The sequence below is a fragment of the Sphingobium sp. TomTYG72 genome (genome assembly GCF_055394715.1).
Genome location: NZ_AP027336.1, coordinates 2,513,405 through 2,533,385 on the forward strand (window position 1 = coordinate 2,513,405; position 19,981 = coordinate 2,533,385).

31 protein-coding genes are annotated in these 19,981 nt (G+C 61.0%); 29 read left to right on the top strand and 2 right to left on the bottom strand.

Annotation, left to right across the window (positions count from 1 at the left end; all coding sequences use genetic code 11):
- Positions 1 to 98: 98 nt before the first annotated feature.
- The gene (locus ACZ5U1_RS12475; protein WP_464778682.1) at positions 99 to 263 is read right to left on the bottom strand and encodes a hypothetical protein; all 165 of its coding nucleotides are present in this window, start codon (positions 261 to 263) and stop codon (positions 99 to 101) included.
- Between the two features lie 65 nt (positions 264 to 328).
- Here ACZ5U1_RS12475 and rpsL point away from each other — a divergent pair, with 65 nt between their 5' ends.
- From rpsL to ACZ5U1_RS12620, 29 genes are all read left to right on the top strand, one after another.
- Complete coding sequence (gene rpsL / locus ACZ5U1_RS12480) at positions 329 to 700, top strand: 30S ribosomal protein S12 (RefSeq protein WP_007686591.1); 372 nt, start codon at positions 329 to 331, stop codon at positions 698 to 700.
- A gap of 13 nt (positions 701 to 713) precedes the next feature.
- Entirely contained in the window at positions 714 to 1,184 is a 471-nt protein-coding gene (gene rpsG, locus ACZ5U1_RS12485) for a 30S ribosomal protein S7 (RefSeq protein ID WP_013847768.1), read from the top strand.
- Positions 1,185 to 1,338: 154 nt separating this feature from the next.
- Complete coding sequence (gene fusA / locus ACZ5U1_RS12490; RefSeq protein ID WP_464778683.1) at positions 1,339 to 3,432, top strand: elongation factor G; 2,094 nt, start codon at positions 1,339 to 1,341, stop codon at positions 3,430 to 3,432.
- 136 nt (positions 3,433 to 3,568) lie between these two features.
- A complete protein-coding gene (tuf, locus tag ACZ5U1_RS12495) occupies positions 3,569 to 4,759 on the top strand; it encodes an elongation factor Tu (RefSeq protein WP_464778684.1) in 1,191 nt (396 codons plus the stop codon).
- Positions 4,760 to 4,966: 207 nt separating this feature from the next.
- The gene (rpsJ, locus tag ACZ5U1_RS12500) at positions 4,967 to 5,275 is read left to right on the top strand and encodes a 30S ribosomal protein S10 (RefSeq protein WP_007686587.1); all 309 of its coding nucleotides are present in this window, start codon (positions 4,967 to 4,969) and stop codon (positions 5,273 to 5,275) included.
- Between the two features lie 271 nt (positions 5,276 to 5,546).
- The gene (rplC, locus tag ACZ5U1_RS12505; RefSeq protein WP_464780046.1) at positions 5,547 to 6,302 is read left to right on the top strand and encodes a 50S ribosomal protein L3; all 756 of its coding nucleotides are present in this window, start codon (positions 5,547 to 5,549) and stop codon (positions 6,300 to 6,302) included.
- A 2-nt stretch (positions 6,303 to 6,304) separates the two neighbouring features.
- Entirely contained in the window at positions 6,305 to 6,928 is a 624-nt protein-coding gene (gene rplD, locus ACZ5U1_RS12510; RefSeq protein ID WP_464778685.1) for a 50S ribosomal protein L4, read from the top strand.
- Complete coding sequence (locus ACZ5U1_RS12515; RefSeq protein WP_021239762.1) at positions 6,921 to 7,238, top strand: 50S ribosomal protein L23; 318 nt, start codon at positions 6,921 to 6,923, stop codon at positions 7,236 to 7,238. The genes rplD and ACZ5U1_RS12515 overlap by 8 nt, the downstream gene beginning before the upstream one ends.
- Positions 7,239 to 7,240: 2 nt before the next feature.
- Positions 7,241 to 8,077 (top strand): 50S ribosomal protein L2, encoded by an 837-nt coding sequence (gene rplB / locus ACZ5U1_RS12520; RefSeq protein WP_196225088.1) that lies wholly within the window; start codon positions 7,241 to 7,243, stop codon positions 8,075 to 8,077.
- Positions 8,078 to 8,082: 5 nt separating this feature from the next.
- On the top strand, positions 8,083 to 8,361 hold the full coding sequence (gene rpsS, locus ACZ5U1_RS12525; protein ID WP_007686576.1) for a 30S ribosomal protein S19: 279 nt from the start codon (positions 8,083 to 8,085) through the stop codon (positions 8,359 to 8,361).
- Complete coding sequence (gene rplV / locus ACZ5U1_RS12530; RefSeq protein ID WP_196225089.1) at positions 8,361 to 8,747, top strand: 50S ribosomal protein L22; 387 nt, start codon at positions 8,361 to 8,363, stop codon at positions 8,745 to 8,747. The genes rpsS and rplV overlap by 1 nt, the downstream gene beginning before the upstream one ends.
- A gap of 4 nt (positions 8,748 to 8,751) precedes the next feature.
- On the top strand, positions 8,752 to 9,447 hold the full coding sequence (gene rpsC, locus ACZ5U1_RS12535) for a 30S ribosomal protein S3 (protein WP_196225090.1): 696 nt from the start codon (positions 8,752 to 8,754) through the stop codon (positions 9,445 to 9,447).
- Positions 9,448 to 9,468: 21 nt separating this feature from the next.
- The gene (rplP, locus tag ACZ5U1_RS12540) at positions 9,469 to 9,900 is read left to right on the top strand and encodes a 50S ribosomal protein L16 (protein ID WP_464778686.1); all 432 of its coding nucleotides are present in this window, start codon (positions 9,469 to 9,471) and stop codon (positions 9,898 to 9,900) included.
- A 2-nt stretch (positions 9,901 to 9,902) separates the two neighbouring features.
- The gene (gene rpmC, locus ACZ5U1_RS12545) at positions 9,903 to 10,106 is read left to right on the top strand and encodes a 50S ribosomal protein L29 (RefSeq protein ID WP_184269416.1); all 204 of its coding nucleotides are present in this window, start codon (positions 9,903 to 9,905) and stop codon (positions 10,104 to 10,106) included.
- A gap of 12 nt (positions 10,107 to 10,118) precedes the next feature.
- The gene (gene rpsQ / locus ACZ5U1_RS12550) at positions 10,119 to 10,382 is read left to right on the top strand and encodes a 30S ribosomal protein S17 (RefSeq protein WP_006960320.1); all 264 of its coding nucleotides are present in this window, start codon (positions 10,119 to 10,121) and stop codon (positions 10,380 to 10,382) included.
- A 166-nt stretch (positions 10,383 to 10,548) separates the two neighbouring features.
- A complete protein-coding gene (rplN, locus tag ACZ5U1_RS12555) occupies positions 10,549 to 10,917 on the top strand; it encodes a 50S ribosomal protein L14 (protein ID WP_007686569.1) in 369 nt (122 codons plus the stop codon).
- Complete coding sequence (gene rplX / locus ACZ5U1_RS12560; protein WP_022682108.1) at positions 10,917 to 11,228, top strand: 50S ribosomal protein L24; 312 nt, start codon at positions 10,917 to 10,919, stop codon at positions 11,226 to 11,228. Before rplN ends, rplX begins: the two co-directional genes overlap by 1 nt.
- Positions 11,228 to 11,800: a 50S ribosomal protein L5 gene (rplE, locus tag ACZ5U1_RS12565; protein ID WP_464778687.1), complete on the top strand. Its 573-nt coding sequence runs from the start codon at positions 11,228 to 11,230 to the stop codon at positions 11,798 to 11,800. The genes rplX and rplE overlap by 1 nt, the downstream gene beginning before the upstream one ends.
- A 48-nt stretch (positions 11,801 to 11,848) precedes the next feature.
- Positions 11,849 to 12,154 carry a 30S ribosomal protein S14 gene (rpsN, locus tag ACZ5U1_RS12570; RefSeq protein WP_007707881.1) on the top strand — a complete coding sequence of 102 codons (306 nt, stop codon included), beginning with the start codon at positions 11,849 to 11,851 and terminating at the stop codon, positions 12,152 to 12,154.
- A gap of 12 nt (positions 12,155 to 12,166) precedes the next feature.
- Positions 12,167 to 12,562, top strand: coding sequence for a 30S ribosomal protein S8 (gene rpsH / locus ACZ5U1_RS12575; protein ID WP_087574637.1), 396 nt, complete (start codon positions 12,167 to 12,169; stop codon positions 12,560 to 12,562).
- A complete protein-coding gene (gene rplF, locus ACZ5U1_RS12580; RefSeq protein ID WP_464778688.1) occupies positions 12,562 to 13,095 on the top strand; it encodes a 50S ribosomal protein L6 in 534 nt (177 codons plus the stop codon). The genes rpsH and rplF overlap by 1 nt, the downstream gene beginning before the upstream one ends.
- 1 nt (position 13,096) lies before the next feature.
- Positions 13,097 to 13,462 (top strand): 50S ribosomal protein L18, encoded by a 366-nt coding sequence (rplR, locus tag ACZ5U1_RS12585; RefSeq protein WP_464778689.1) that lies wholly within the window; start codon positions 13,097 to 13,099, stop codon positions 13,460 to 13,462.
- A gap of 2 nt (positions 13,463 to 13,464) precedes the next feature.
- Positions 13,465 to 14,190 (top strand): 30S ribosomal protein S5, encoded by a 726-nt coding sequence (gene rpsE, locus ACZ5U1_RS12590; RefSeq protein ID WP_464778690.1) that lies wholly within the window; start codon positions 13,465 to 13,467, stop codon positions 14,188 to 14,190.
- Between the two features lie 5 nt (positions 14,191 to 14,195).
- Complete coding sequence (rpmD, locus tag ACZ5U1_RS12595; RefSeq protein WP_013847753.1) at positions 14,196 to 14,372, top strand: 50S ribosomal protein L30; 177 nt, start codon at positions 14,196 to 14,198, stop codon at positions 14,370 to 14,372.
- A 154-nt stretch (positions 14,373 to 14,526) separates the two neighbouring features.
- On the top strand, positions 14,527 to 15,051 hold the full coding sequence (gene rplO / locus ACZ5U1_RS12600) for a 50S ribosomal protein L15 (protein ID WP_464778691.1): 525 nt from the start codon (positions 14,527 to 14,529) through the stop codon (positions 15,049 to 15,051).
- Between the two features lie 218 nt (positions 15,052 to 15,269).
- Positions 15,270 to 16,634 carry a preprotein translocase subunit SecY gene (gene secY / locus ACZ5U1_RS12605; RefSeq protein ID WP_464778692.1) on the top strand — a complete coding sequence of 455 codons (1,365 nt, stop codon included), beginning with the start codon at positions 15,270 to 15,272 and terminating at the stop codon, positions 16,632 to 16,634.
- Between the two features lie 44 nt (positions 16,635 to 16,678).
- Positions 16,679 to 17,335, top strand: a complete 657-nt coding sequence (locus ACZ5U1_RS12610; protein ID WP_464778693.1) for an adenylate kinase — start codon at positions 16,679 to 16,681, stop codon at positions 17,333 to 17,335.
- Positions 17,336 to 17,372: 37 nt separating this feature from the next.
- Positions 17,373 to 17,912 (top strand): ATPase, encoded by a 540-nt coding sequence (locus ACZ5U1_RS12615; RefSeq protein WP_464778694.1) that lies wholly within the window; start codon positions 17,373 to 17,375, stop codon positions 17,910 to 17,912.
- A 130-nt stretch (positions 17,913 to 18,042) separates the two neighbouring features.
- Entirely contained in the window at positions 18,043 to 19,047 is a 1,005-nt protein-coding gene (locus ACZ5U1_RS12620; protein ID WP_464780047.1) for an acyltransferase family protein, read from the top strand.
- Between the two features lie 91 nt (positions 19,048 to 19,138).
- Here the strand turns inward: ACZ5U1_RS12620 and ACZ5U1_RS12625 are convergent, their stop codons facing one another.
- Entirely contained in the window at positions 19,139 to 19,951 is an 813-nt protein-coding gene (locus ACZ5U1_RS12625) for a CsgG/HfaB family protein (RefSeq protein WP_464778695.1), read from the bottom strand.
- Positions 19,952 to 19,981 lie beyond the last annotated feature (30 nt).

Sequence of the window (19,981 nt, forward strand, 5' to 3'; positions counted from 1 at the left end):
AATCAATAGAATAGTGTCGGTTATCAATCTGCTAATGAAGGCTTCACCATCTTGGAACGAAGCCGAAACAGGGTGGCGCGCCGCCGTTCTTGACCGGATTACCGTGCCTCGCTATAGGCGCGCCTGCCCAGCGGCGATCCACCTGCAAAGATTCGGTCTTTCTGGTTGGTGACGTGCCAGGCGACATAGAGCTGAACATTGCCGGTGCTCTTGCGGCTCCAGACGGGTACTCCCGTCGGGGCCTTTGCTGTTTGAAAGGTCATTCTTTTCAGGCCGTGAAGAACGCGGGAATGCTTGCGGTAAAGTAACTGAAAAGGTGAAGGGCTTCATGCCAACAATCAACCAGCTGGTCCGCAAGGGCCGCGAGCTGCAGAAGACCAAGTCGAAGGTCCCTGCAATGGAAGCGAACCCGCAAAAGCGCGGCGTTTGCACCCGTGTTTACACGACGACCCCGAAGAAGCCGAACTCGGCTCTCCGTAAGGTGGCGAAGGTGCGTCTTGTCAACCAGCGCGAAGTCATCACCTACATTCCGGGTGAAGGCCACAACCTTCAGGAGCACAGCGTTGTGCTGATCCGTGGCGGCCGCGTACGCGACCTTCCCGGTGTGCGCTACCATGTGCTGCGCGGCGTTCTGGATACCCAGGGCGTCAAGGACCGTAAGCAGAGCCGTTCGAAGTACGGCGCGAAGCGTCCGAAGTAAGGGAGACTAGAATATGTCACGTCGTCGTCGCCCCGAAAAGCGCGTTATCCTGCCCGATCCCAAGTTCGGTGATATCGTGCTGTCGAAGTTCATGAACAGCATCATGCAGGACGGCAAGAAGGCCGTCGCTGAGTCCATCGTTTACGGTGCACTCGAGACTGTCGAAGCGAAGTCCAAGAAGGACCCGATCGGCATGTTCCATGATGCGCTGAACAATGTGAAGCCCGGCATCGAAGTCCGCAGCCGCCGCGTTGGCGGTGCGACCTACCAGGTCCCCGTCGAAGTGCGCCCCGAGCGCGCCCAGGCGCTGGCGATCCGCTGGCTGATCACGGCATCGCGCAACCGCAGCGAAACCACCATGGCTGCTCGCCTGTCGGGTGAGCTGCTGGACGCTGCCAACAACCGCGGCAATGCCGTCAAGAAGCGCGAAGACACGCACCGCATGGCGGAAGCGAACCGCGCCTTCTCGCACTACCGCTGGTAATATCGGGGCGGGCGCTTGTGTGCCCGTTTCGTCATTTCTGGTTTTGACAATCGGTCCGTTCGCCGTGGGGCTACCCATGGCGGACGGATTGGTTTAGGGGCCAGCCGCAAGACTCACTCACTCACCGCCGGTGCGCCGGCAACGGAGAAGCATCATGGCCCGCAGCCATCCGCTCGAACGCTATCGCAATTTCGGTATCATGGCGCATATCGACGCCGGCAAGACCACCACGACCGAGCGTATCCTTTATTACACCGGCAAGTCCTACAAGATCGGCGAAGTCCATGACGGCGCCGCCACCATGGACTGGATGGAGCAGGAGCAGGAGCGTGGTATCACCATCACGTCTGCGGCTACCACTTGTGTGTGGAAGGCCGAAGAGGGCAAGGGTCCTGAGCATCGCCTGAACATCATCGACACCCCCGGCCACGTCGACTTCACCATCGAAGTTGAACGTTCGCTCCGCGTGCTCGACGGTGCGGTCGCTGCATTCGACGGCGTTGCTGGCGTTGAACCGCAGTCGGAAACCGTGTGGCGCCAGGCCGACAAGTATCGCGTGCCGCGCATGTGCTTCATCAACAAGCTCGACCGCACCGGCGCCAATTTCTATTATTGCGTGCAGACGATCATCGATCGCCTTGGCGCGACCCCGGCTGTCCTGTATCTCCCCATCGGCGCAGAATCGGACTTCAAGGGCCTGGTCGATCTGGTCGAGAACCGCGCCATCATCTGGAAGGATGAGAATCTGGGTGCTGAGTTCACCTATGAAGAGATTCCGGCCGACATGGCCGACAAGGCCGCCGAATATCGCGAAAAGCTGATCGAACTCGCCGTCGAACAGGACGACGAGGCGATGGAAGCCTATCTGGAAGGCAACCTGCCTGACACCGCGACGCTCAAGAAGCTGATCCGCAAGGGTACGTTGGGTCAGGCCTTCGTGCCGGTGCTGTGCGGTTCGGCGTTCAAGAACAAGGGCGTTCAGCCTCTGCTCGACGCGGTCGTGGATTATCTGCCTTCGCCGCTCGACATTGAGGACGTTCAGGGCATCAACCCCGACAGCGAAGAGCCCGACAGCCGCGCTACGTCAGACGATGCGCCCTTCTCGGGCCTGGCGTTCAAGATCATGAACGATCCTTTCGTCGGTTCGCTGACCTTCCTGCGCGTTTATTCGGGTACGCTCACCAAGGGCACCTACTTGAACTCGGTCAAGGACAAGAAGGAAAAGATCGGCCGCATGCTGCTGATGCATGCCAACAGCCGTGAAGACATTGATGCGGCTTATGCCGGCGATATCGTCGCGCTGGCCGGCATGAAGGAAACCACCACCGGCGATACGCTGTGCGCCGAGCGCCAGCCGATCATCCTGGAGCGGATGGAATTCCCCGAGCCGGTGATCGAACTGTCTGTTGAACCCAAGACCAAGGCCGACCAGGAAAAGATGGGCGTCGCGCTCAACCGCCTGGCCGCCGAGGATCCGTCCTTCCGCGTCACGACCGACCACGAATCGGGCCAGACCATCATCAAGGGCATGGGCGAACTTCACCTCGAAATCTTGGTCGACCGCATGAAGCGCGAGTTCAAGGTCGAGGCGAATGTCGGTGCGCCGCAGGTGGCCTATCGCGAATATCTCAAGAAGCCCGTCGACATCGACTACACCCATAAGAAGCAGTCGGGCGGCACCGGCCAGTTCGGCCGCGTCAAGGTGAAGCTGACGCCGGGCGAGCGCGGAGCGGGCATCCAGTTCAAGGACGAGATCAAGGGCGGCAATATTCCCAAGGAATATATCCCCGCGATCGAAAAGGGCTTCCGCGAGACGGCTGCGACCGGTTCGCTGATCGGCTTCCCGATCATCGACTTCGACATCGTGCTCTATGACGGCGCCTACCATGACGTCGACTCGTCGGCTCTGGCGTTCGAAATCTGTGCTCGTGGCGCAATGCGCGAAGCGGCGCAGAAGTCGGGCATCACCCTGCTCGAGCCGGTCATGAAGGTCGAAGTCGTTACCCCGGAAGAATATCTGGGCGACGTCATCGGCGACATGAACAGCCGTCGCGGCCAGATCCAGGGCACCGACACGCGCGGCAACGCGCAGGTGGTCGAGGCGATGGTGCCGCTGGCCAACATGTTCGGCTATGTGAACTCGCTGCGTTCCTTCACCCAGGGCCGCGCGAACTACTCGATGATCTTCTCCCATTATGACGAAGTGCCGCAGAATGTGGCGGACGAAGTCAAGGCGAAGATGGCCTGATGATTTTCCTTGGCCGGGCCGTGCAAACGGCTCGGTTAGGGGCTGGTAATCTGTGAATTTGCTGCTATGGACGCGCCTTCGCGAGGCGCGGCCGAGCGGTCAGACCAAAGCTGATTTGATTAGAAGGTAGGAAAAAATGGCTAAGGCTAAGTTTGAGCGGAACAAGCCGCACTGCAACATCGGCACCATCGGTCACGTCGACCATGGCAAGACCTCGCTGACCGCGGCGATCACCAAGGTTCTCGCCGAAACCGGCGGCGCAACCTTCGTTGACTATGCCAACATCGACAAGGCTCCCGAAGAGCGCGAGCGCGGCATCACCATCTCGACGGCTCACGTTGAGTATGAGACCGAAGCCCGCCACTACGCGCACGTCGATTGCCCGGGTCACGCTGACTACGTCAAGAACATGATCACCGGTGCGGCCCAGATGGACGGCGCCATCCTCGTCGTTTCGGCCACCGACGGCCCGATGCCGCAGACCCGTGAGCACATCCTGCTCGCCAAGCAGGTCGGCGTTCCCCAGCTGGTCGTGTTCATGAACAAGGTCGATCTGGTTGACGATCCGGAAATCCTCGAGCTGGTCGAGCTGGAAATCCGCGAGCTGCTGTCGTCCTACGACTTCGACGGCGACAACATCCCCGTCATCCCCGGCTCGGCCGTGAAGGCGCTGGACGGTTCGAACGACGAAATCGGTCGCGAAGCCGTTCTGAAGCTGATGGCTGCCGTTGACTCGTTCATCCCGCAGCCGGAGCGTCCGGTTGACAAGCCGTTCCTGATGCCGATCGAAGACGTGTTCTCGATCTCGGGTCGCGGCACCGTGGTGACCGGCCGCGTCGAAACCGGCATCGTCAAGGTTGGCGAAGAAGTCGAAATCGTCGGCATCCGCGACACCCGCAAGACCACGGTCACGGGCGTCGAAATGTTCCGCAAGCTGCTCGACCAGGGTGAAGCTGGCGACAACATCGGTGCGCTGGTTCGTGGCGTCGGCCGTGAAGACGTGGAGCGTGGCCAGGTTCTGGCGAAGCCCGGTTCGGTTACGCCGCACACCGAGTTCGACGCCGAAGTCTATGTCCTGTCGAAGGAAGAAGGCGGTCGTCACACCCCGTTCTTCGCGAACTATCGCCCGCAGTTCTACTTCCGCACCACCGACGTGACCGGCGAAGTGATCCTCCCCGAGGGCACTGAGATGGTCATGCCCGGCGACAACGTGAAGCTGAACATCAAGCTCATCGCGCCGATCGCGATGGACTCGGGTCTGCGCTTCGCCATCCGTGAAGGCGGCCGGACCGTCGGCGCCGGGGTTGTCGGCACGATCTCGAAGTAATATAGGACCGCAGCGGCGCGAATCGCCTGATTCGCGCCGCTCGGAATTTCTGCCGCCCCGGATCGCCTTTCTCCGGCTCAACTGAGCTAGAAGGGCAATAAAGGGGGCGGATATTTTTTGTTGGTGCATTTTCACAAGTCATCGGCTGCTCCAGCTGATTTCTGAAAATGCTCTGAGTTTTGGCTCTTTCGCATCGGTACAGGAACTATGGACAGCAACATCCGCATTCGCCTCAAGGCGTTCGATCATCGCGTGCTCGATCAGGCGACCGGCGACATCGCCGACACCGCCCGCCGCACCGGCGCCCTTATCCGCGGTCCGATTCCCCTTCCGACGCGCATCGAAAAGTTCACGGTCAACCGTGGTCCGCACATCGACAAGAAGTCGCGCGAGCAGTTCGAAGTCCGCACCTACAAGCGCATGCTTGACATTGTGCAGCCGACGCCGCAGACGGTCGACGCGCTGATGAAGCTGGACCTGGCTGCCGGCGTGAACGTGGAAATCAAGCTGGCCTAAGCCGGCAAGTCCCTGCTTCCCGCAAGGGTCCCAGGGTATCGGGCGTTCCGGGAGACCGGAAGCTCAAACGACACAAGGGATACCGCATGGCCCTCCGGTGAACCGGAAAGGCTCATGGTCCTGGTCCCCCGTCGCTGGTCCCGAGGAGGGGTCGGCATCCAACCCGGACGGGGTGATTGTTATTTGGGTTGGCCGCGAGGGAGGAATCCTGAGCGGTTTTTTCGTTGGATACGCCCGCTGCTAAGGCGGGCCTCTATGGGAGTAATCAGTGATGCGCACAGGCGTGATCGCTAAGAAAGTCGGGATGACCCGTCTGTTCCAGGAGGACGGACGGCATGTTCCGGTTACGGTTCTGGCCCTTGAGGGCAATCAGGTCGTGGCCCGCAAGGAAGTTGATCGTGACGGTTATGTCGCGGTTCAGCTCGGTGCGGGTGTCGCGAAGGTCAAGAATGTCGCCAAGCCGCAGCGCGGCCACTTCGCCAAGGCGGAAGTTGAGCCCAAGGCGCGCCTGGTCGAATTCCGTGTCGCCGAGGACGCTCTCCTCGATGTCGGCGCCGAGATCGCGGCCGATCATTTCATCGCCGGCCAGCTGGTCGATGTCGCCGGTCATACCCAGGGTAAGGGTTTTGCCGGTGCCATGAAGCGCTGGGGCTTCGGCGGTATGCGCGCCACCCACGGCGTGTCCATCAGCCACCGTGCCCATGGTTCGACGGGTAACCGCCAGGATCCGGGCCGCGTCTTCAAGAACAAGAAGATGGCGGGTCACATGGGTGACCGCGAGCGGACCCAGCAGAACCTCGAAATCGTACGCACCGACGTCGAGCGCGGTCTGCTGTTCGTCAAGGGTTCGGTTCCGGGCGCCAAGGGCACCTGGTTGACCGTCAGCGACGCCGTCAAGGTGAAGCGTCCTGCGGATGCGCCTTATCCGGCGAGCCTCAAGGCTGCCGCCAACAGCAACAACGCTCCGGCCGAGACGCCCGCTGAAGAAGCGGCTGCTCCCGAAGCGACCGAAGGCCAGGAGGGCTAATCATGAAGGTCAATGTACAGACCCTCGACGCGCAGGCTGCTGGTGACGTGGAACTGAACGATGCCGTCTTCGGCGTCGAGCCCCGCACCGACATCCTGCACCGCGTCGTCCTCTGGCAGCTCGAGAAGCGCCGGGCTCCGACCCGCGCTACCCGCGAGCGTTCGGACGTTGCCCGCACCGGCAAGAAGTTCGGCCGCCAGAAGGGTGGCGGCACCGCCCGTCACGGTGACCGCAAGGCGCCCGTGTTCATCGGCGGTGGTAAGGCGCACGGTGCCCGTGCCCGCACCTTCGGTCACGACCTCAACAAGAAGGTTCGTGCACTGGGTCTCAAGATGGCCCTGTCGTCGAAGGCGAAGAACGGTTCGCTGATCGTTCTCGACAATCTCGACGTGGCGGAAGGCAAGACCAAGGCTCTGGTCGCGCACCTCGCCAAGCTGAACCTCAACAAGGCGCTGTTCATCGACGGCGACGCGGTGAACGTCAGCTTCGCGAAGGCTTCGGCGAACATCGTCGGCGTGAACCTGCTGCCGGCCGTTGGCGCCAACGTCTACGACATCCTGAGGGCGGATTCGCTGGTGCTGACGCGCGCCGCGGTCGAAAAGCTGGAGGCGCGTTTCAATGGCTAAGAAAGAAGCCGCGAAGGTCGATAACCGTCATTATGACGTCGTCGTCGCCCCGGTCATCACCGAGAAGTCGACCCTTCTCTCCGAAAACAACGCCGTAGTCTTCAAGGTCGCCAATGATGCGACCAAGCCGGAGATCAAGGCGGCCGTCGAAGCGCTCTGGGGCGTGACCGTCAAGAGCGTGAACACGCTGGTCGCCAAGGGCAAGACGAAGAAGTGGAAGGGCAAGCCCTACACTCGCTCGGACGTGAAGAAGGCGATCGTTCGTCTGGCTGACGGCCAGTCGATCGACATCACCGAAGGAGTGCGCTGATCATGGCGCTTAAGAGCTACAACCCGACCAGCCCCGCGCAGCGTGGCCTGATCCTGGTCGACAAGTCCAGCCTGCATAAGGGCAAGCCCGTCAAGGCGCTGACCGAAGGCAAGCGCAAGACTGGTGGTCGCAACAACAAGGGTCATGTGACCTCGCGCGGCATCGGCGGCGGTCACAAGCAGCGCTACCGCATCATCGACTTCAAGCGTCGCTTGTGGGATGTCGAAGGTACGGTCGAGCGTCTGGAATATGACCCCAACCGCACAGCCTTCATCGCGCTGGTCAACTACCCTGACGGCACCCAGGCCTATATCCTGGCGCCGCAGCGTCTGGCTCCCGGTGACAAGGTCATCGCTGGCAAGAAGACCGACGTGAAGCCGGGCAACGCGATGGAACTGGGTCAGATGCCGGTCGGCACGATCATCCACAACATCGAGATGAAGCCGGGCAAGGGCGGTCAGCTCTGCCGTTCGGCGGGCACTTATGCCCAGCTGGTCGGTCGTGATCGCGGCATGGTGATGGTCCGCCTGTCTTCGGGCGAGCAGCGCTACATCCGTTCGGATTGCATGGGCACCATCGGTGCCGTGTCGAACCCGGACAATGGCAACACCAACCTCGCCAAGGCAGGCCGCAACCGTTGGAACGGTATCCGTCCGCTGACGCGCGGTGTGGCGAAGAACCCGGTCGATCACCCGCACGGCGGTGGTGAAGGCCGGACCTCGGGCGGCCGTCATCCGGTTACGCCCTGGGGCAAGCCAACCAAGGGTGCGCGCACCCGCCACAACAAGGCAACGGACAAGTTTATCATCCGTAGCCGCCACGCGAAGAAGAAGAGGTAAGCGAGATGGCTCGTTCCGTCTGGAAAGGTCCTTTCGTGGACCTCAGCCTTCTGAAGAAGGCGGAAGTGGCGCAGGACGCCGGTGGCCGGTCGGGTCCGATCAAGACCTGGTCGCGCCGCTCCACCATCCTGCCGCAGTTCGTTGGCCTGACGTTCAACGTCTATAACGGCCGCAAGCATGTGCCGGTCTCGGTGAACGAGGATATGGTAGGTCACAAGTTGGGCGAATTCGCCCCGACCCGCTACTTCCCCGGCCACGCCGCCGACAAGAAGGGCAAGCGTTAATGAGCAAGGAAAAGGCTCCCCGTCGCGTCGCCGACAATGAGGCGCTGGCCGTTGGCACGCAGATCCGTGGTTCGGCCCAGAAGCTGAACCTGGTTGCCACGCTCATCCGCGGCCGCAAGGTCGAGGACGCGCTGAACATCCTCGCTTTCTCGAAGAAGGCGATGGCGGTCGACGTGCGCAAGGTGCTGGCTTCGGCCATCGCCAATGCGGAAAACAATCACAATCTGGACGTCGACAGCCTGGTCGTCGCGGAAGCATCGGTGGGCAAGAGCTTCACCCTGAAGCGCTTCCACGCTCGCGGCCGTGGCAAGTCGACCCGGATCCTGAAGCCCTTCAGCCGCGTGCGCATCGTCGTTCGCGAAGCAGCTGAAGAAGCGGAGGCGTAAGACTATGGGTCACAAGAGCAATCCGATCGGTCTGCGCCTGCAGATCAACCGCACCTGGGACAGCCGCTGGTATGCCGAAGGCGCCGACTATGGCCGTCTGCTGCTGGAGGATCTGAAGATCCGCCAGTATATCATGAAGAACCTGCCGCAGGCCGCGATTTCTAAGGTCGTGATCGAGCGTCCGGCCAAGCTGTGCCGCGTGTCGGTCTATGCTGCCCGTCCCGGTGTCATCATCGGCAAGAAGGGCGCGGACATTGAAAAGCTGCGCAAGAAGCTGGGCAGCCTGACCTCTTCGGACGTCAGCCTGAACATCGTCGAAATCCGCAAGCCGGAAGTCGATTCCAAGCTCGTCGCTCAGGGTATCGCCGATCAGCTGGAACGCCGCGTGGCGTTCCGCCGGGCGATGAAGCGCGCGGTGCAGTCGGCTCTCCGTCTGGGCGCCGAAGGCATTAAGATCACCTGCGGCGGCCGTCTGGGCGGCGCAGAGATCGCTCGCGTCGAATGGTATCGCGAAGGCCGCGTTCCGCTGCACACGCTGCGTGCGAACGTCGATTATGCCGAAGCCACGGCGCATACCGCCTATGGCGTCTGCGGCATCAAGGTCTGGATCTTCAAGGGCGAAATCCTTGGTCACGATCCGATGGCTACCGACCGGTTGATGCTGGAGGCTCAGACCTCCGGCGTGCGCCCGGCGCGCTGAAGATAAGAAGGTAATAGCGTCATGCTGCAACCGAAAAAAATGAAGTTCCGCAAGACCTTCAAGGGCCGGATCAAGGGCGACGCCAAGGGCGGTTCGGACCTGAACTTCGGCGCCTATGGTCTGAAGGCTCTGGAACCTGAGCGCGTCACCGCCCGCCAGATCGAGGCAGCCCGCCGCGCGATCCAGCGTCACCTTCGCCGTCAGGGCCGTCTGTGGATCCGCGTGTTCCCCGACGTGCCTGTGTCGAAGAAGCCCGCCGAAGTCCGTCAGGGTAAAGGTAAGGGTTCGGTTGAATATTGGGCAGCTCGCGTCAAGCCGGGCCGCATCCTGTTCGAACTGGACGGCGTTCCCGGTCCGCTCGCAGCAGAGGCCTTCTCGCGCGCCGCGATGAAGCTGCCCATCAAGACGAAGGTCGTTGCCCGCCTCGGCGACACCTCGCACCTGGAGGGTTGATCGTGGCCAACGTCGCAGACCTGAAGACCAAGACGGACGACGAACTGTCGACCGAACTCAACAACCTGAAGCGCGAGCAGTTCAACCTGCGTTTCCAGGCGGCCACCAACCAGCTGGAAAAGCCCAGCCGGGTCAAGGAAGTCCGTCGGTCGATCGCGCAGATCAAGACCCTGCAGACCGAGCGTACCCGCTCGGCCGCGAAGTAAAGGAAACACACGATGCCCAAGCGCGTGCTGACGGGAACGGTGGTTTCCGACAAGACCGACAAGACGGTGGTGGTTCGCGTGGAGCGCAAGGTTAAGCATGCGCTCTACGGCAAGATCATCCGTCGTTCGAAGAAGTACCATGCCCATGACGAGGGCAATGTCTACAAGGAAGGCGAAACGGTCCGCATCGAGGAGACCGCTCCGATTTCCAAGCTCAAGACCTGGAAGGTCATCGAGCGCGTGGACACCCATAAGTCGCCGGAAACGGCCGCTTAAGGGAGGCTCGTACGAGCCTTTGAATTAAAAGTGGCGCGCGGGGCTGGCCTTTTCCGGACGGAAAGGGTACAGGCCCGCGCTTCGCGTAGAGTCAAAGGCTCTAGGCACTTGAATTCGGAACCGCCGGGAATTGTCCCGGTAGGCCAAATAAGAAGGAACCGGATCTATGATCCAGATGCAATCCAATCTTGACGTCGCTGACAACAGCGGCGCCAAGCGCGTCCAGTGCATCAAGGTGCTGGGCGGCTCGAAGCGTCGCTTCGCGAGCGTGGGCGACATCATCGTCGTCTCGATCAAGGAAGCTGCGCCTCGTGGTAAGGTGAAGAAGGGTGACGTGCATCGCGCCGTCATCGTGCGCACCGCCAAGGACGTGCGTCGCGCTGATGGCAGCGTGATTCGCTTCGACGGCAATGCCGCTGTGCTCATCAACAAGAACGAGGAGCCGATTGGCACCCGTATCTTTGGCCCGGTCGTTCGCGAACTGCGCGCCAAGAAGCACATGAAGATCATCAGCCTTGCTCCTGAGGTGCTGTAATGAGCGCTGCTAGAATCAAGAAGGGCGACAAGGTCGTCGTGCTGGCTGGCAAGGACAAGGGTCGTACCGGCGCCGTCCTGCAGGTGCTTCCGAAGGACGACAAGGTCCTGGTGGAAGGCATCAACGTGCATGCGCGTCACCGCAAGCCCGACCAGGCGAACCCACAGGGTGGCATCGAGCGCAAGCCCGCGCCGCTCCACATTTCGAACGTCGCTGTCGCCGACAAGGATGGCAAGCCGACCCGCGTCCGTTTCGAGGATCGCGACGGCAAGAAGGTCCGCGTCGCCGTCAAGTCCGGTGAGGTGCTGTAATGAGCGACAAGTATATCCCGCGCTCGAAGTCGCTCTATGACGCCGAAATCGCCAAGGCGATGACCGAGAAATTCGGTTACGAAAACGTCATGCAGGTCCCGAAGATCGAGAAGATCACGCTCAACATGGGCGTGGGCGAAGCGACCCAGGACAAGAAGAAGGTCACGTCGGCGGCCGAGGAAATGGAACTGATCGCCGGTCAGAAGCCGGTCATCACCAAGGCCCGCAAGTCGATCGCGCAGTTCAAGCTGCGTGAAGGCATGCCGATCGGCGCCAAGGTCACGCTCCGTCGTGAGCGCATGTATGAGTTCCTTGATCGCCTGATCAACGTCGCTCTGCCTCGCGTGCGCGACTTCCGTGGTCTCAATCCGAAGAGCTTCGACGGCCGTGGCAACTATGCCTTCGGCATCAAGGAGCAGATCATCTTCCCCGAGATCAACTATGACCGCATCGACAAGGTGCGCGGCATGGACATCATCGTGACCACCACGGCGAAGACGGACGAGGAAGCGCGCGAATTGCTGCGTCTCTTCGGCTTCCCCTTCCCGCTCGAAGAGAAGCAGGCGGCCTAACCGGTCCCGCTTCTCTTTCCAGACACCCAAGGAAAGAGAACTTAAGTCATGGCGAAACTGAGTTCGATCAACAAGAACGAGCGCCGCAAGAAGCTGGTGAAGAAATATGCCGGCCGTTATGCGAAGCTCAAGGCGATCGCGAATGATACCGCGGCCGACGACAGCGATCGTCTGATCGCGCGTCTGAAGATGGCGGAGATCCCCCGCAACGGCAACCCGACCCGCGTTCGGAACCGCTGCGAACTGACGGGGCGTCCCCGCGCTTATTACCGCAAATTCCGTCTCTGCCGCGTGCAGCTGCGTGATCTGGCCAACAAGGGCCTGATCCCCGGCGTCACCAAGTCGAGCTGGTAAGGATCATTTGAGATGGCATTGACCGATCCCCTGGGTGATATGCTCACCCGCATCCGCAACGGGCAGCAGGCGAAGAAGGACAGCGTTATGTCCCCCGCTTCCAAACTGCGCGCCCGCGTGCTCGACGTGCTCCAGCGCGAAGGCTATATCCGTGGTTACTCGGAAGAGGCCCTCGGCAAGCATCCGGGCCTCCGCATCGAGCTGAAATATTTCGAAGGCCAGCCGGCGATCAAGCATGTCGCCCGCGTCTCGAAGCCGGGCCGCCGCGTTTATTCGGGTTCCAAGGAACTGCCGGTGGTCCGCAATGGCCTGGGCATCACCATTGTCTCGACGCCTCGCGGCGTTCTGTCCGACGCCGAAGCGCGTGAACAGAATGTCGGCGGCGAAGTGCTGGCGGAGGTGTTCTGATGAGCCGTACTGGTAAGAAGCCGGTTGCCGTCCCTGCGGGCGTCACTGCCGCCATCGAAGGCGGTCAGCTGTCGGTGAAGGGGCCTAAGGGCACCCTGTCACTGCCGCTGGCCGACGAAGTCACCTACAGCATCGAAGATGGTTCGATCGCCGTGCAGCCTGCCAATGACAGCAAGCGCGCTCGCGCTTTCTGGGGTATGCAGCGCACGCTTATCGCCAACCTGATCACTGGCGTGACCGAAGGGTACACCAAGAAGCTGCTGATCACGGGTGTCGGTTACCGCGCCAACTCGCAGGGCAAGACCCTGAAGCTGCAGCTCGGCTATTCGCACGATGTCGATTTCGCGATCCCAGAAGGGATCGAGATCAAGACCCCGGATAACACCACGGTTGAGATTAGCGGCATCGACAAGCAGAAGGTGGGTCAGGTTGCGGCCGAGATCCGCCGCTGGCGCAAGCCCGAACCCTATAAGGGCAAGGGTATCAAGTACGCCGGCGAGTTCATCTTCCGCAAGGAAGGGAAGAAGAAGTAAGATGGCAAAGCTTTCCCTCTTCGCGCGGCGTCGTCGCCGCGTTCGCACCGCGCTCAAGGCGGTTTCGGGCCACAAGCCCCGCCTCAGCGTCCACCGTTCGGGCCGTCACATCTACGCCCAGATCATCGACGATGCGCAGGGCAAGACCCTGGCCGCCGCGTCGACTCTGGACAAGGAAGTCGGTTCCAAGGCTCTGGGTAAGACCGGCGCCTCTTCCGAAGCCGCTGCCGAAGTCGGCAAGCGCGTTGCCGCTGCGGCGACCGCTGCCGGCGTCACCAAGGTCGTGTTCGATCGTGGTGGCTTCCTGTTCCATGGCCGCGTCAAGGCGCTGGCCGATGCCGCCCGCGAAGGCGGGCTGGAGTTCTGATCATGGCTGACGAAAACGAAATCCAGGCCCAGGCGGGCGCACCTGCTGCTGTCGAAGGCGGCGAGAATGCACCGACCGAGAGCCGTGGTCCCGGTCGTGGCCGTGGTCGCGGCGGTGACCGCAACCGTGGTGAGCGTGGCGGCCGTGGCCGTCGTGATGATCGTCGCGGTGGTAACCGTGACGAGGAGCAGGGCGAAGAGCTGATCGAGAAGCTGGTTCACATCAACCGCGTCTCGAAGACCGTCAAGGGTGGTAAGCGCTTCGGCTTTGCTGCTCTCGTCGTCGTCGGCGACGGCAAGGGGCGTGCGGGCTTCGGCCATGGCAAGGCGCGCGAAGTGCCGGAAGCCATCAGCAAGGCGACCGCTTCTGCCAAGAAAGCGATGGTTCGCGTTCCGCTGAAGGAAGGCCGCACCCTGCATCATGACGGCCTCGGTCATTTCGGTGCGGGCAAGGTGACGGTTCGCTCGGCTCCGGCCGGTACGGGCATCATCGCCGGTGGTCCGATGCGCGCCGTGTTCGAAAGCCTCGGCGTCGCTGACGTCGTGACCAAGTCGAACGGCACGTCGAACCCTTACAACATGATCCGCGCAACCTTCTCGGCCCTCGGTGAACAGACCAGCCCGAAGTCGGTAGCGCAGCGCCGGGGCAAGAAGGTCGCTGACCTGCTTCGTCGCGGTGGTGCCTCGGCCGAAGTCGCTCAGGCCGACGCCGAAGCGATTGCGGAGTAACAGACATGGCGAAGATCAAGATCAAGCAGATCGGTTCGCCGATCCGCCGCCCCGAAGCCCAGAAGAAGATTCTGATCGGCCTCGGTCTTGGCAAGATGCACCGCGTGGTGGAGCTGGAAGACACTGCGGAAGTCCGTGGTGCCATCGCCAAGCTGCCGCACATGGTTGCGGTGGTCGACTAAAGACCGTCATCCCAGCGAAAGCTGGGATCTCAAGCCGCTGGGCGCTCTTCAATAGAGATGCGCCCAGCCTCATGAGGCCCCAGCTTTCGCTGGGGCTCCGGCCCGATCCCGGTGGATCGGGCCTTCGCGCGAACATAGCGAAAGCGAGTGCACAATGACGAAGCTTAACGAACTCAATGACAATGCCGGTGCCCGCAAGGGCCGGATGCGCGTCGGCCGTGGTATCGGCTCGGGCAAGGGCAAGACCGCTGGTCGCGGCCAGAAGGGTGCCAAGGCGCGCTCGGGTGTTGCGATCAACGGCTTCGAAGGCGGCCAGATGCCGCTGCACATGCGCATCCCGAAGCGCGGCTTCAACAACATCTTTGCCAAGGATTACGCGATCGTGAACCTGGGCGCTCTGCAGAAGGCGATCGACGCTGGTAAGCTCGACGCCAACGCCACCATCGACCATGCGGCGCTCAAGGGCGCTGCTCTGGCTCGCGGTGGCAAGGACGGCGTCCGGCTGCTCGCCAAGGGCGAGCTGACGACCAAGGTCAACCTGCTCGTCGCTGGCGCGTCGAAGGGCGCTGTCGAGGCGGTCGAAAAGGCTGGCGGTAAGGTCGAAGTGATCGCCGTTGTTCCGGCGGCCGAAAAGGCTGCTGCGAAGAAGGGCAGCGCCAAGGCCGCCAAGAAGGGTTGAACCAAGCCGCAAGGCTTGCAAGCATGGCCCCGCTGCCCGATATGGGTAGGCGGGGCCTTGTGTTTGGGATCAGAAAGACCCTCATTGTCGGCTCTGATTTTGTTCAGAATGAACGGTGTGAATTTCCGAGTTCGACAGCGTGCGATCACCCCGCTAAGGGGTTAGCGATTCCGCTCCGGGTACCTGAATCCGGGAAGATGTTTTGAAGGGCAGCCAAGATGGCATCGAGAGCCGACCAGCTCGCATCCAATCTCAGCCTGGCTAAGTTCAGCCAGGCGACCGACCTCAAGAAGCGCCTGTGGTTCACGCTGGGCGCGCTGATCGTGTTCCGCTTTCTGAGCTTCGTGCCGCTGCCGGGCGTCGATCCGACCGCACTGTCGCAGCTCTACGCGCAGACGAACGGTGGTGTCCTGGACATCTTCAACACCTTTTCGGGTGGTTCACTGTCGCGCATGAGCCTGATCGCGCTCGGGGTGATGCCTTACATCACCGCCTCGATCGTCGTACAACTCGCCGCCAGCCTTTCGCCGCAGCTCGCGGCGATCAAGAAGGAAGGCGAGAGCGGGCGCAAGAAGCTCAACCAATATACGCGTTACGGCACGGTCGGCCTGACCGCCGTGCAGGGCTATTTCATCGCTGTGGGCCTTGAAAGCTTTGGTGCGCAGTCGGGTGTACAGGCGGTGGTTGATCCTGGCTTCCTGTTCCGCATCGCTGCAGTTGTTTCGCTGATCGGCGGGACGATGTTCCTGATGTGGCTGGGTGAACAGATCACGTCGCGCGGCATCGGCAACGGCGTTTCGCTCATCATTATGGCGGGCATCGTCGCGCAGCTTCCGGTGACGTTGAGCAATTTGTTCAAATCGGGCAGCGAAGGATCGATCTCCGGTCTGCTGATCGTGATGGTCATTGCGCTGGCGGTTGGCTTGATCCTGCTGATCTGCTTCATGGAGCGTGCGCAGCGGCGCGTGCTGATCCAGTATCCCAAGCGTCAGACTCGTCAGGGATTGATGCAGGCGGATCGCAGCCATCTGCCGCTCAAGGTGAATACCGCAGGCGTGATTCCGCCGATCTTTGCCAGCTCGTTGCTGTTGATGCCGCTCACCATTTCCCAGTTTGCGGGGAACACCGTTGCTGGTGAAAGCCGACTCGGTGACTTGGTGCTGACGCTCAATCAATATCTGTCGCATGGCAGCCCGGTTTACATGGCGCTCTATGGCCTCGGCATCGTGTTCTTCTGCTTCTTCTACACAGCCGTAGTGTTCAATCCGGAAGAGACGGCCGATAATCTCAAGCGAAACGGCGGGTTTATTCCCGGTATCCGTCCGGGCAAGAACACGGAAAATTATCTGGACTATGTGCTGACCCGGATCACGGTGATTGGTGCTGCCTATCTGGCCATCATATGCCTGGTTCCGGAATTTGCCATCGCCCGGGCGGGTATTCCCTTCTATCTGGGCGGGACCAGTCTGCTGATCGTGGTCAATGTCACGGTGGATACCGTGACGCAGATCCAGAGCCATTTGCTGGCTCACCAATATGGGGATCTGATCAAAAAGGCGAAGCTGAAGGGACGTCTTCGCTAAAAGCGCATCGAGGCGCGGCGCAAGAATAGGGGAGTATGCGCAAAATGAACATCATTCTGCTGGGTCCTCCAGGAGCAGGGAAGGGCACGCAGGCGAGCCGCCTGGTTGAAACCCGTGGCATGGTTCAGCTGTCGACGGGTGACATGCTGCGGGCGGCGGTAAAGGCGCGGACGCCGATTGGCCTCAAGGCCAAGGCGGTGATGGAAGCGGGTGAACTGGTTTCGGATGAAATCGTTTCCGGCATCATCGGCGAAGCATTGGATGGTTTGGCCGACAGCACAGGCGTGATCTTCGACGGCTACCCGCGCACCGAAGCTCAGGCCCGTTCGCTCGACGCCATTCTTGCCGATCGCGGCCGTACATTGGACCATGTCATCGAACTCGACGTCGATGAGGACGCTCTGGTTGAGCGCATCACGGGTCGCTTCACCTGCGCGACCTGCGGAGAGGGTTATCACGACAGCTTCAAGCAGCCCAAGGTTGCTGATGAGTGCGACAAATGCCATGGGCACGAGTTCAAGCGCCGTCCCGACGATAATGAAGAAACGGTAAGGACCCGGATGGCGGAATATCGCGCTAAGACCGCCCCCATCCTTCCAATCTATGAAGCGCGAGGGATCGTGTCTCGTGTGGACGGCATGGCTGACATGGACGATGTGACTGCGGCAATCGCGGGCATATTGGATCACGCCAAAGGCTGAAGTAATTTCTCCCGTCTTTCAGAGGCGGGAGTCAGGCATGCGGAACTCTATTCGGGCCATCCTGGTCACTGCGCTCGCTGGCGGAACGGCCGCCCAAGCGGAAGTTAAGTCGGCGAACAATTTCCGCTTAGAGGTAGTCAGCAGCGTCGAAATCGTAGGCGACGTGCGAACGATATATTCTTTGATCGCTTCACCGGCGCGCTGGTGGAGCAGCGAACACACCTGCAGTAGCGATGCCGCCAACCTTAGCCTGGATACAAAAGCGGGAGGCTGTTTCTGTGAGCAGCTTCCCGGCCCACGCGGGTCGGCAGGCAGCGTCGAACATGCTCGCGTGATTTTTGCCGAACCATATAAGCATTTAAGGCTTTCCGAAGCCTTGGGACCTCTGCAAGCCGAGGCGGTCACTGGTACGCTCGACATCGCCCTTTATCCGGCTGGCAAGGATGCTCGTGTGACCATCAGTTATGTCGCGGGAGACTATATGCGAATGCGTCCAGCCCAGATTGCGCCCATTGTGAACAAGGTTCTGGCCGAGCAATTGGCACGGCTGAAGCGCACAGCCGAGCAGGGCGACTGACCTTCCAAGCCGGACGTAACCGTGCCAGCAACAATATGTATCCGACCCCAATATCTTAACCGATTGATTGCTGTTTCATTGCTAATGCACTCGAGTGACTGCATTACCTACTCGGAACCGCTTGGCGGAATTGGATGCCTTGAGAGGCATCGGTGCGCTGTGCGTGCTGGTTTTTCATTATTCCACGCGTTTCCACGAGCTTTTTCCCCAAGCGGCGCACGTGCCGTTCAGCTTTCCCGGAGGCAATTATCGCGTCCTGCTGTTTTTCACGATCTCGGGCTTCGCCATATTCTTCACGCTGGATCGGATCGGTAGCGTCGCCGACTTCGCGGTAAACCGGATCGCCCGGCTTTATCCGGCTTATATCGTCGCGATGCTGCTGACCTTGTCGATCGAATATGCGGCAAAGGCGTCCCAATTGCTGGTGGGTCCCAGCGCGATCCTGGCTAACTTCACGATGTTGCAGGGGTTCGCGTTTCTTCCTGAGGTAGACGGCGCTTATTGGACATTGACCGTCGAAATCGCCTTTTACTTCTGCATGATATCGATCTGGAAATGGGCTGGATTGAAAAGGCTCGAACCGATGCTGGCATTGTGGCTCGCGGTTCGCGCTATCTATGGGTTATGGCCCGACATGCCAGAACGCATCATCATGCTTTTGGTACTGCGCTATCTCCCCTTCTTCATCATCGGGATGTTGTCTTACCGTGTCTGGTCTGGTCAGCGGAGCTGGCGCCAACAATCTCCCTATGCCGCCCTTGCACTGCTGTCGGCCGCCTCGATGGAAAGTTGGGACGTCACGCTTATGGCCTGTATTCTGCTTGCAGGCTTTGCAGCGCTAATCAGAGGGCATCTGCAGTGGATCGCGTCACGTCCACTGCTCTGGATGGGCGGGATCAGCTATTCCTTCTACCTCATCCATCAGCATGTTGGTTTCGTCGTGATGCTGAAAATGGCGGAGCGGGGCTACAGCCCGTGGCTCGCCTTCTTCTCCGCGTTTCTTGTCGCGTTAACTTTGGGCACGGGCATCAACAGGCTGGTGGAGCGTCCCGCAGGCGAGGCGATAATATCGTGGTGGCGACGGCGATGTGGAAATAGGTTTGTGCAGGCTGAAGTTTCGTCCCGGCCTATTTAATGAAGATGTTTATTCCGTCGCACCGACAGTGGTGGTGATCGGAAGGAGAAGCACAGGGGCTCGGCATTGGCGCCAAGCCCCTGCATAAGATTTACTGCGCGCGGGGGGCGGCTGCTGCCGCGTTGGCGGGCAACCCACCCATCTGCGTGACCAGCTTGGTATAGGCGTCCAGATAGGCGAGCACGATCACCTGACCGATTTCGGTATTCTGGTAGCCGCTCGCACCGGCAGCAGCAAAGCCACCCCACCAACCGGCACCGCCGCCGCCGCCGAAGCCGATGTCGGTCTTGCGGGCGTATCCCTCGGTCAGCGCCTCTTCTTCAGTCGTGCGGGCGTTGACGATGGAAAGCGTGACGTTCGCTTCCTTCTTCTTGATGTTGAGGCCCCCAGCAAGTGCGCCGAACGTGCCGCCCATCAGGCCGCCAAGTGCAGCGCCAAAGCCGCCCCCGCCAGAGTTGCGGTTTGACGAGACGATATCAGGCTCCAGATAATAGTCGGCTGCCTTGACCTGACCCCGGCCCAGGTTCGATCCCGCCTGCAATTCGCCCGAGTCCGCCATGGCGCGTTCCATCGCCCGGCTCTGCATGGCGCGGCCCCGGTTGACGATGCCGAAGCAGCCAGACTGCTGGATGAATATCTTGAGGATCGCTTCCGGGCTGCCCAGGTTCAACTCGCGCCACCACTGGTTGTCGGGTTCGACGATCGCGACAGTGCCAAGGCGGCGGGTACAGCGGGGAATCTCCTGCTGAGCGCGCTCTTGCGCCCTGCGGCCCGAGGAGGCGCCTTTGGTGGTGCCATCCTTATAGGTCTTGCCAGAAGAACTCATATTCGTCTGCGCCATCGCAGACATCGGCGTAGCAAGCATCGATGCTGTCGCGAGGAGCGCGGAAACCGTCTTGAACATTGCCCCAAATCCCTTTCGAGCGGTTAATTA

Excerpts from the sequence above, each read along its gene's own strand:
- rplV (WP_196225089.1), top strand. The coding sequence starts at position 8,361 with ATGAGCAAGGAAAAGGCTCCCCGTCGCGTCGCCGACAATGAGGCGCTG.
- ACZ5U1_RS12615 (WP_464778694.1), top strand. The coding sequence starts at position 17,373 with ATGCGGAACTCTATTCGGGCCATCCTGGTCACTGCGCTCGCTGGCGGA.
- rplB (WP_196225088.1), top strand. The coding sequence starts at position 7,241 with ATGGCGCTTAAGAGCTACAACCCGACCAGCCCCGCGCAGCGTGGCCTG.
- rplF (WP_464778688.1), top strand. The coding sequence starts at position 12,562 with ATGAGCCGTACTGGTAAGAAGCCGGTTGCCGTCCCTGCGGGCGTCACT.
- tuf (WP_464778684.1), top strand. The coding sequence starts at position 3,569 with ATGGCTAAGGCTAAGTTTGAGCGGAACAAGCCGCACTGCAACATCGGC.
- rpsQ (WP_006960320.1), top strand. The coding sequence starts at position 10,119 with ATGCCCAAGCGCGTGCTGACGGGAACGGTGGTTTCCGACAAGACCGAC.
- ACZ5U1_RS12515 (WP_021239762.1), top strand. The coding sequence starts at position 6,921 with ATGGCTAAGAAAGAAGCCGCGAAGGTCGATAACCGTCATTATGACGTC.
- rpsJ (WP_007686587.1), top strand. The coding sequence starts at position 4,967 with ATGGACAGCAACATCCGCATTCGCCTCAAGGCGTTCGATCATCGCGTG.
- secY (WP_464778692.1), top strand. The coding sequence starts at position 15,270 with ATGGCATCGAGAGCCGACCAGCTCGCATCCAATCTCAGCCTGGCTAAG.
- rplP (WP_464778686.1), top strand. The coding sequence starts at position 9,469 with ATGCTGCAACCGAAAAAAATGAAGTTCCGCAAGACCTTCAAGGGCCGG.
- ACZ5U1_RS12610 (WP_464778693.1), top strand. The coding sequence starts at position 16,679 with ATGAACATCATTCTGCTGGGTCCTCCAGGAGCAGGGAAGGGCACGCAG.
- rplC (WP_464780046.1), top strand. The coding sequence starts at position 5,547 with ATGCGCACAGGCGTGATCGCTAAGAAAGTCGGGATGACCCGTCTGTTC.
- rplN (WP_007686569.1), top strand. The coding sequence starts at position 10,549 with ATGATCCAGATGCAATCCAATCTTGACGTCGCTGACAACAGCGGCGCC.
- rpsL (WP_007686591.1), top strand. The coding sequence starts at position 329 with ATGCCAACAATCAACCAGCTGGTCCGCAAGGGCCGCGAGCTGCAGAAG.
- ACZ5U1_RS12475 (WP_464778682.1), bottom strand. The coding sequence starts at position 263 with ATGACCTTTCAAACAGCAAAGGCCCCGACGGGAGTACCCGTCTGGAGC.
- rpsS (WP_007686576.1), top strand. The coding sequence starts at position 8,083 with ATGGCTCGTTCCGTCTGGAAAGGTCCTTTCGTGGACCTCAGCCTTCTG.
- rplR (WP_464778689.1), top strand. The coding sequence starts at position 13,097 with ATGGCAAAGCTTTCCCTCTTCGCGCGGCGTCGTCGCCGCGTTCGCACC.
- rpsE (WP_464778690.1), top strand. The coding sequence starts at position 13,465 with ATGGCTGACGAAAACGAAATCCAGGCCCAGGCGGGCGCACCTGCTGCT.
- rpsN (WP_007707881.1), top strand. The coding sequence starts at position 11,849 with ATGGCGAAACTGAGTTCGATCAACAAGAACGAGCGCCGCAAGAAGCTG.
- rplO (WP_464778691.1), top strand. The coding sequence starts at position 14,527 with ATGACGAAGCTTAACGAACTCAATGACAATGCCGGTGCCCGCAAGGGC.
- rplE (WP_464778687.1), top strand. The coding sequence starts at position 11,228 with ATGAGCGACAAGTATATCCCGCGCTCGAAGTCGCTCTATGACGCCGAA.
- rplD (WP_464778685.1), top strand. The coding sequence starts at position 6,305 with ATGAAGGTCAATGTACAGACCCTCGACGCGCAGGCTGCTGGTGACGTG.
- rpsG (WP_013847768.1), top strand. The coding sequence starts at position 714 with ATGTCACGTCGTCGTCGCCCCGAAAAGCGCGTTATCCTGCCCGATCCC.
- ACZ5U1_RS12625 (WP_464778695.1), bottom strand. The coding sequence starts at position 19,951 with ATGTTCAAGACGGTTTCCGCGCTCCTCGCGACAGCATCGATGCTTGCT.
- rpsH (WP_087574637.1), top strand. The coding sequence starts at position 12,167 with ATGGCATTGACCGATCCCCTGGGTGATATGCTCACCCGCATCCGCAAC.
- rplX (WP_022682108.1), top strand. The coding sequence starts at position 10,917 with ATGAGCGCTGCTAGAATCAAGAAGGGCGACAAGGTCGTCGTGCTGGCT.
- fusA (WP_464778683.1), top strand. The coding sequence starts at position 1,339 with ATGGCCCGCAGCCATCCGCTCGAACGCTATCGCAATTTCGGTATCATG.
- rpmD (WP_013847753.1), top strand. The coding sequence starts at position 14,196 with ATGGCGAAGATCAAGATCAAGCAGATCGGTTCGCCGATCCGCCGCCCC.
- rpsC (WP_196225090.1), top strand. The coding sequence starts at position 8,752 with ATGGGTCACAAGAGCAATCCGATCGGTCTGCGCCTGCAGATCAACCGC.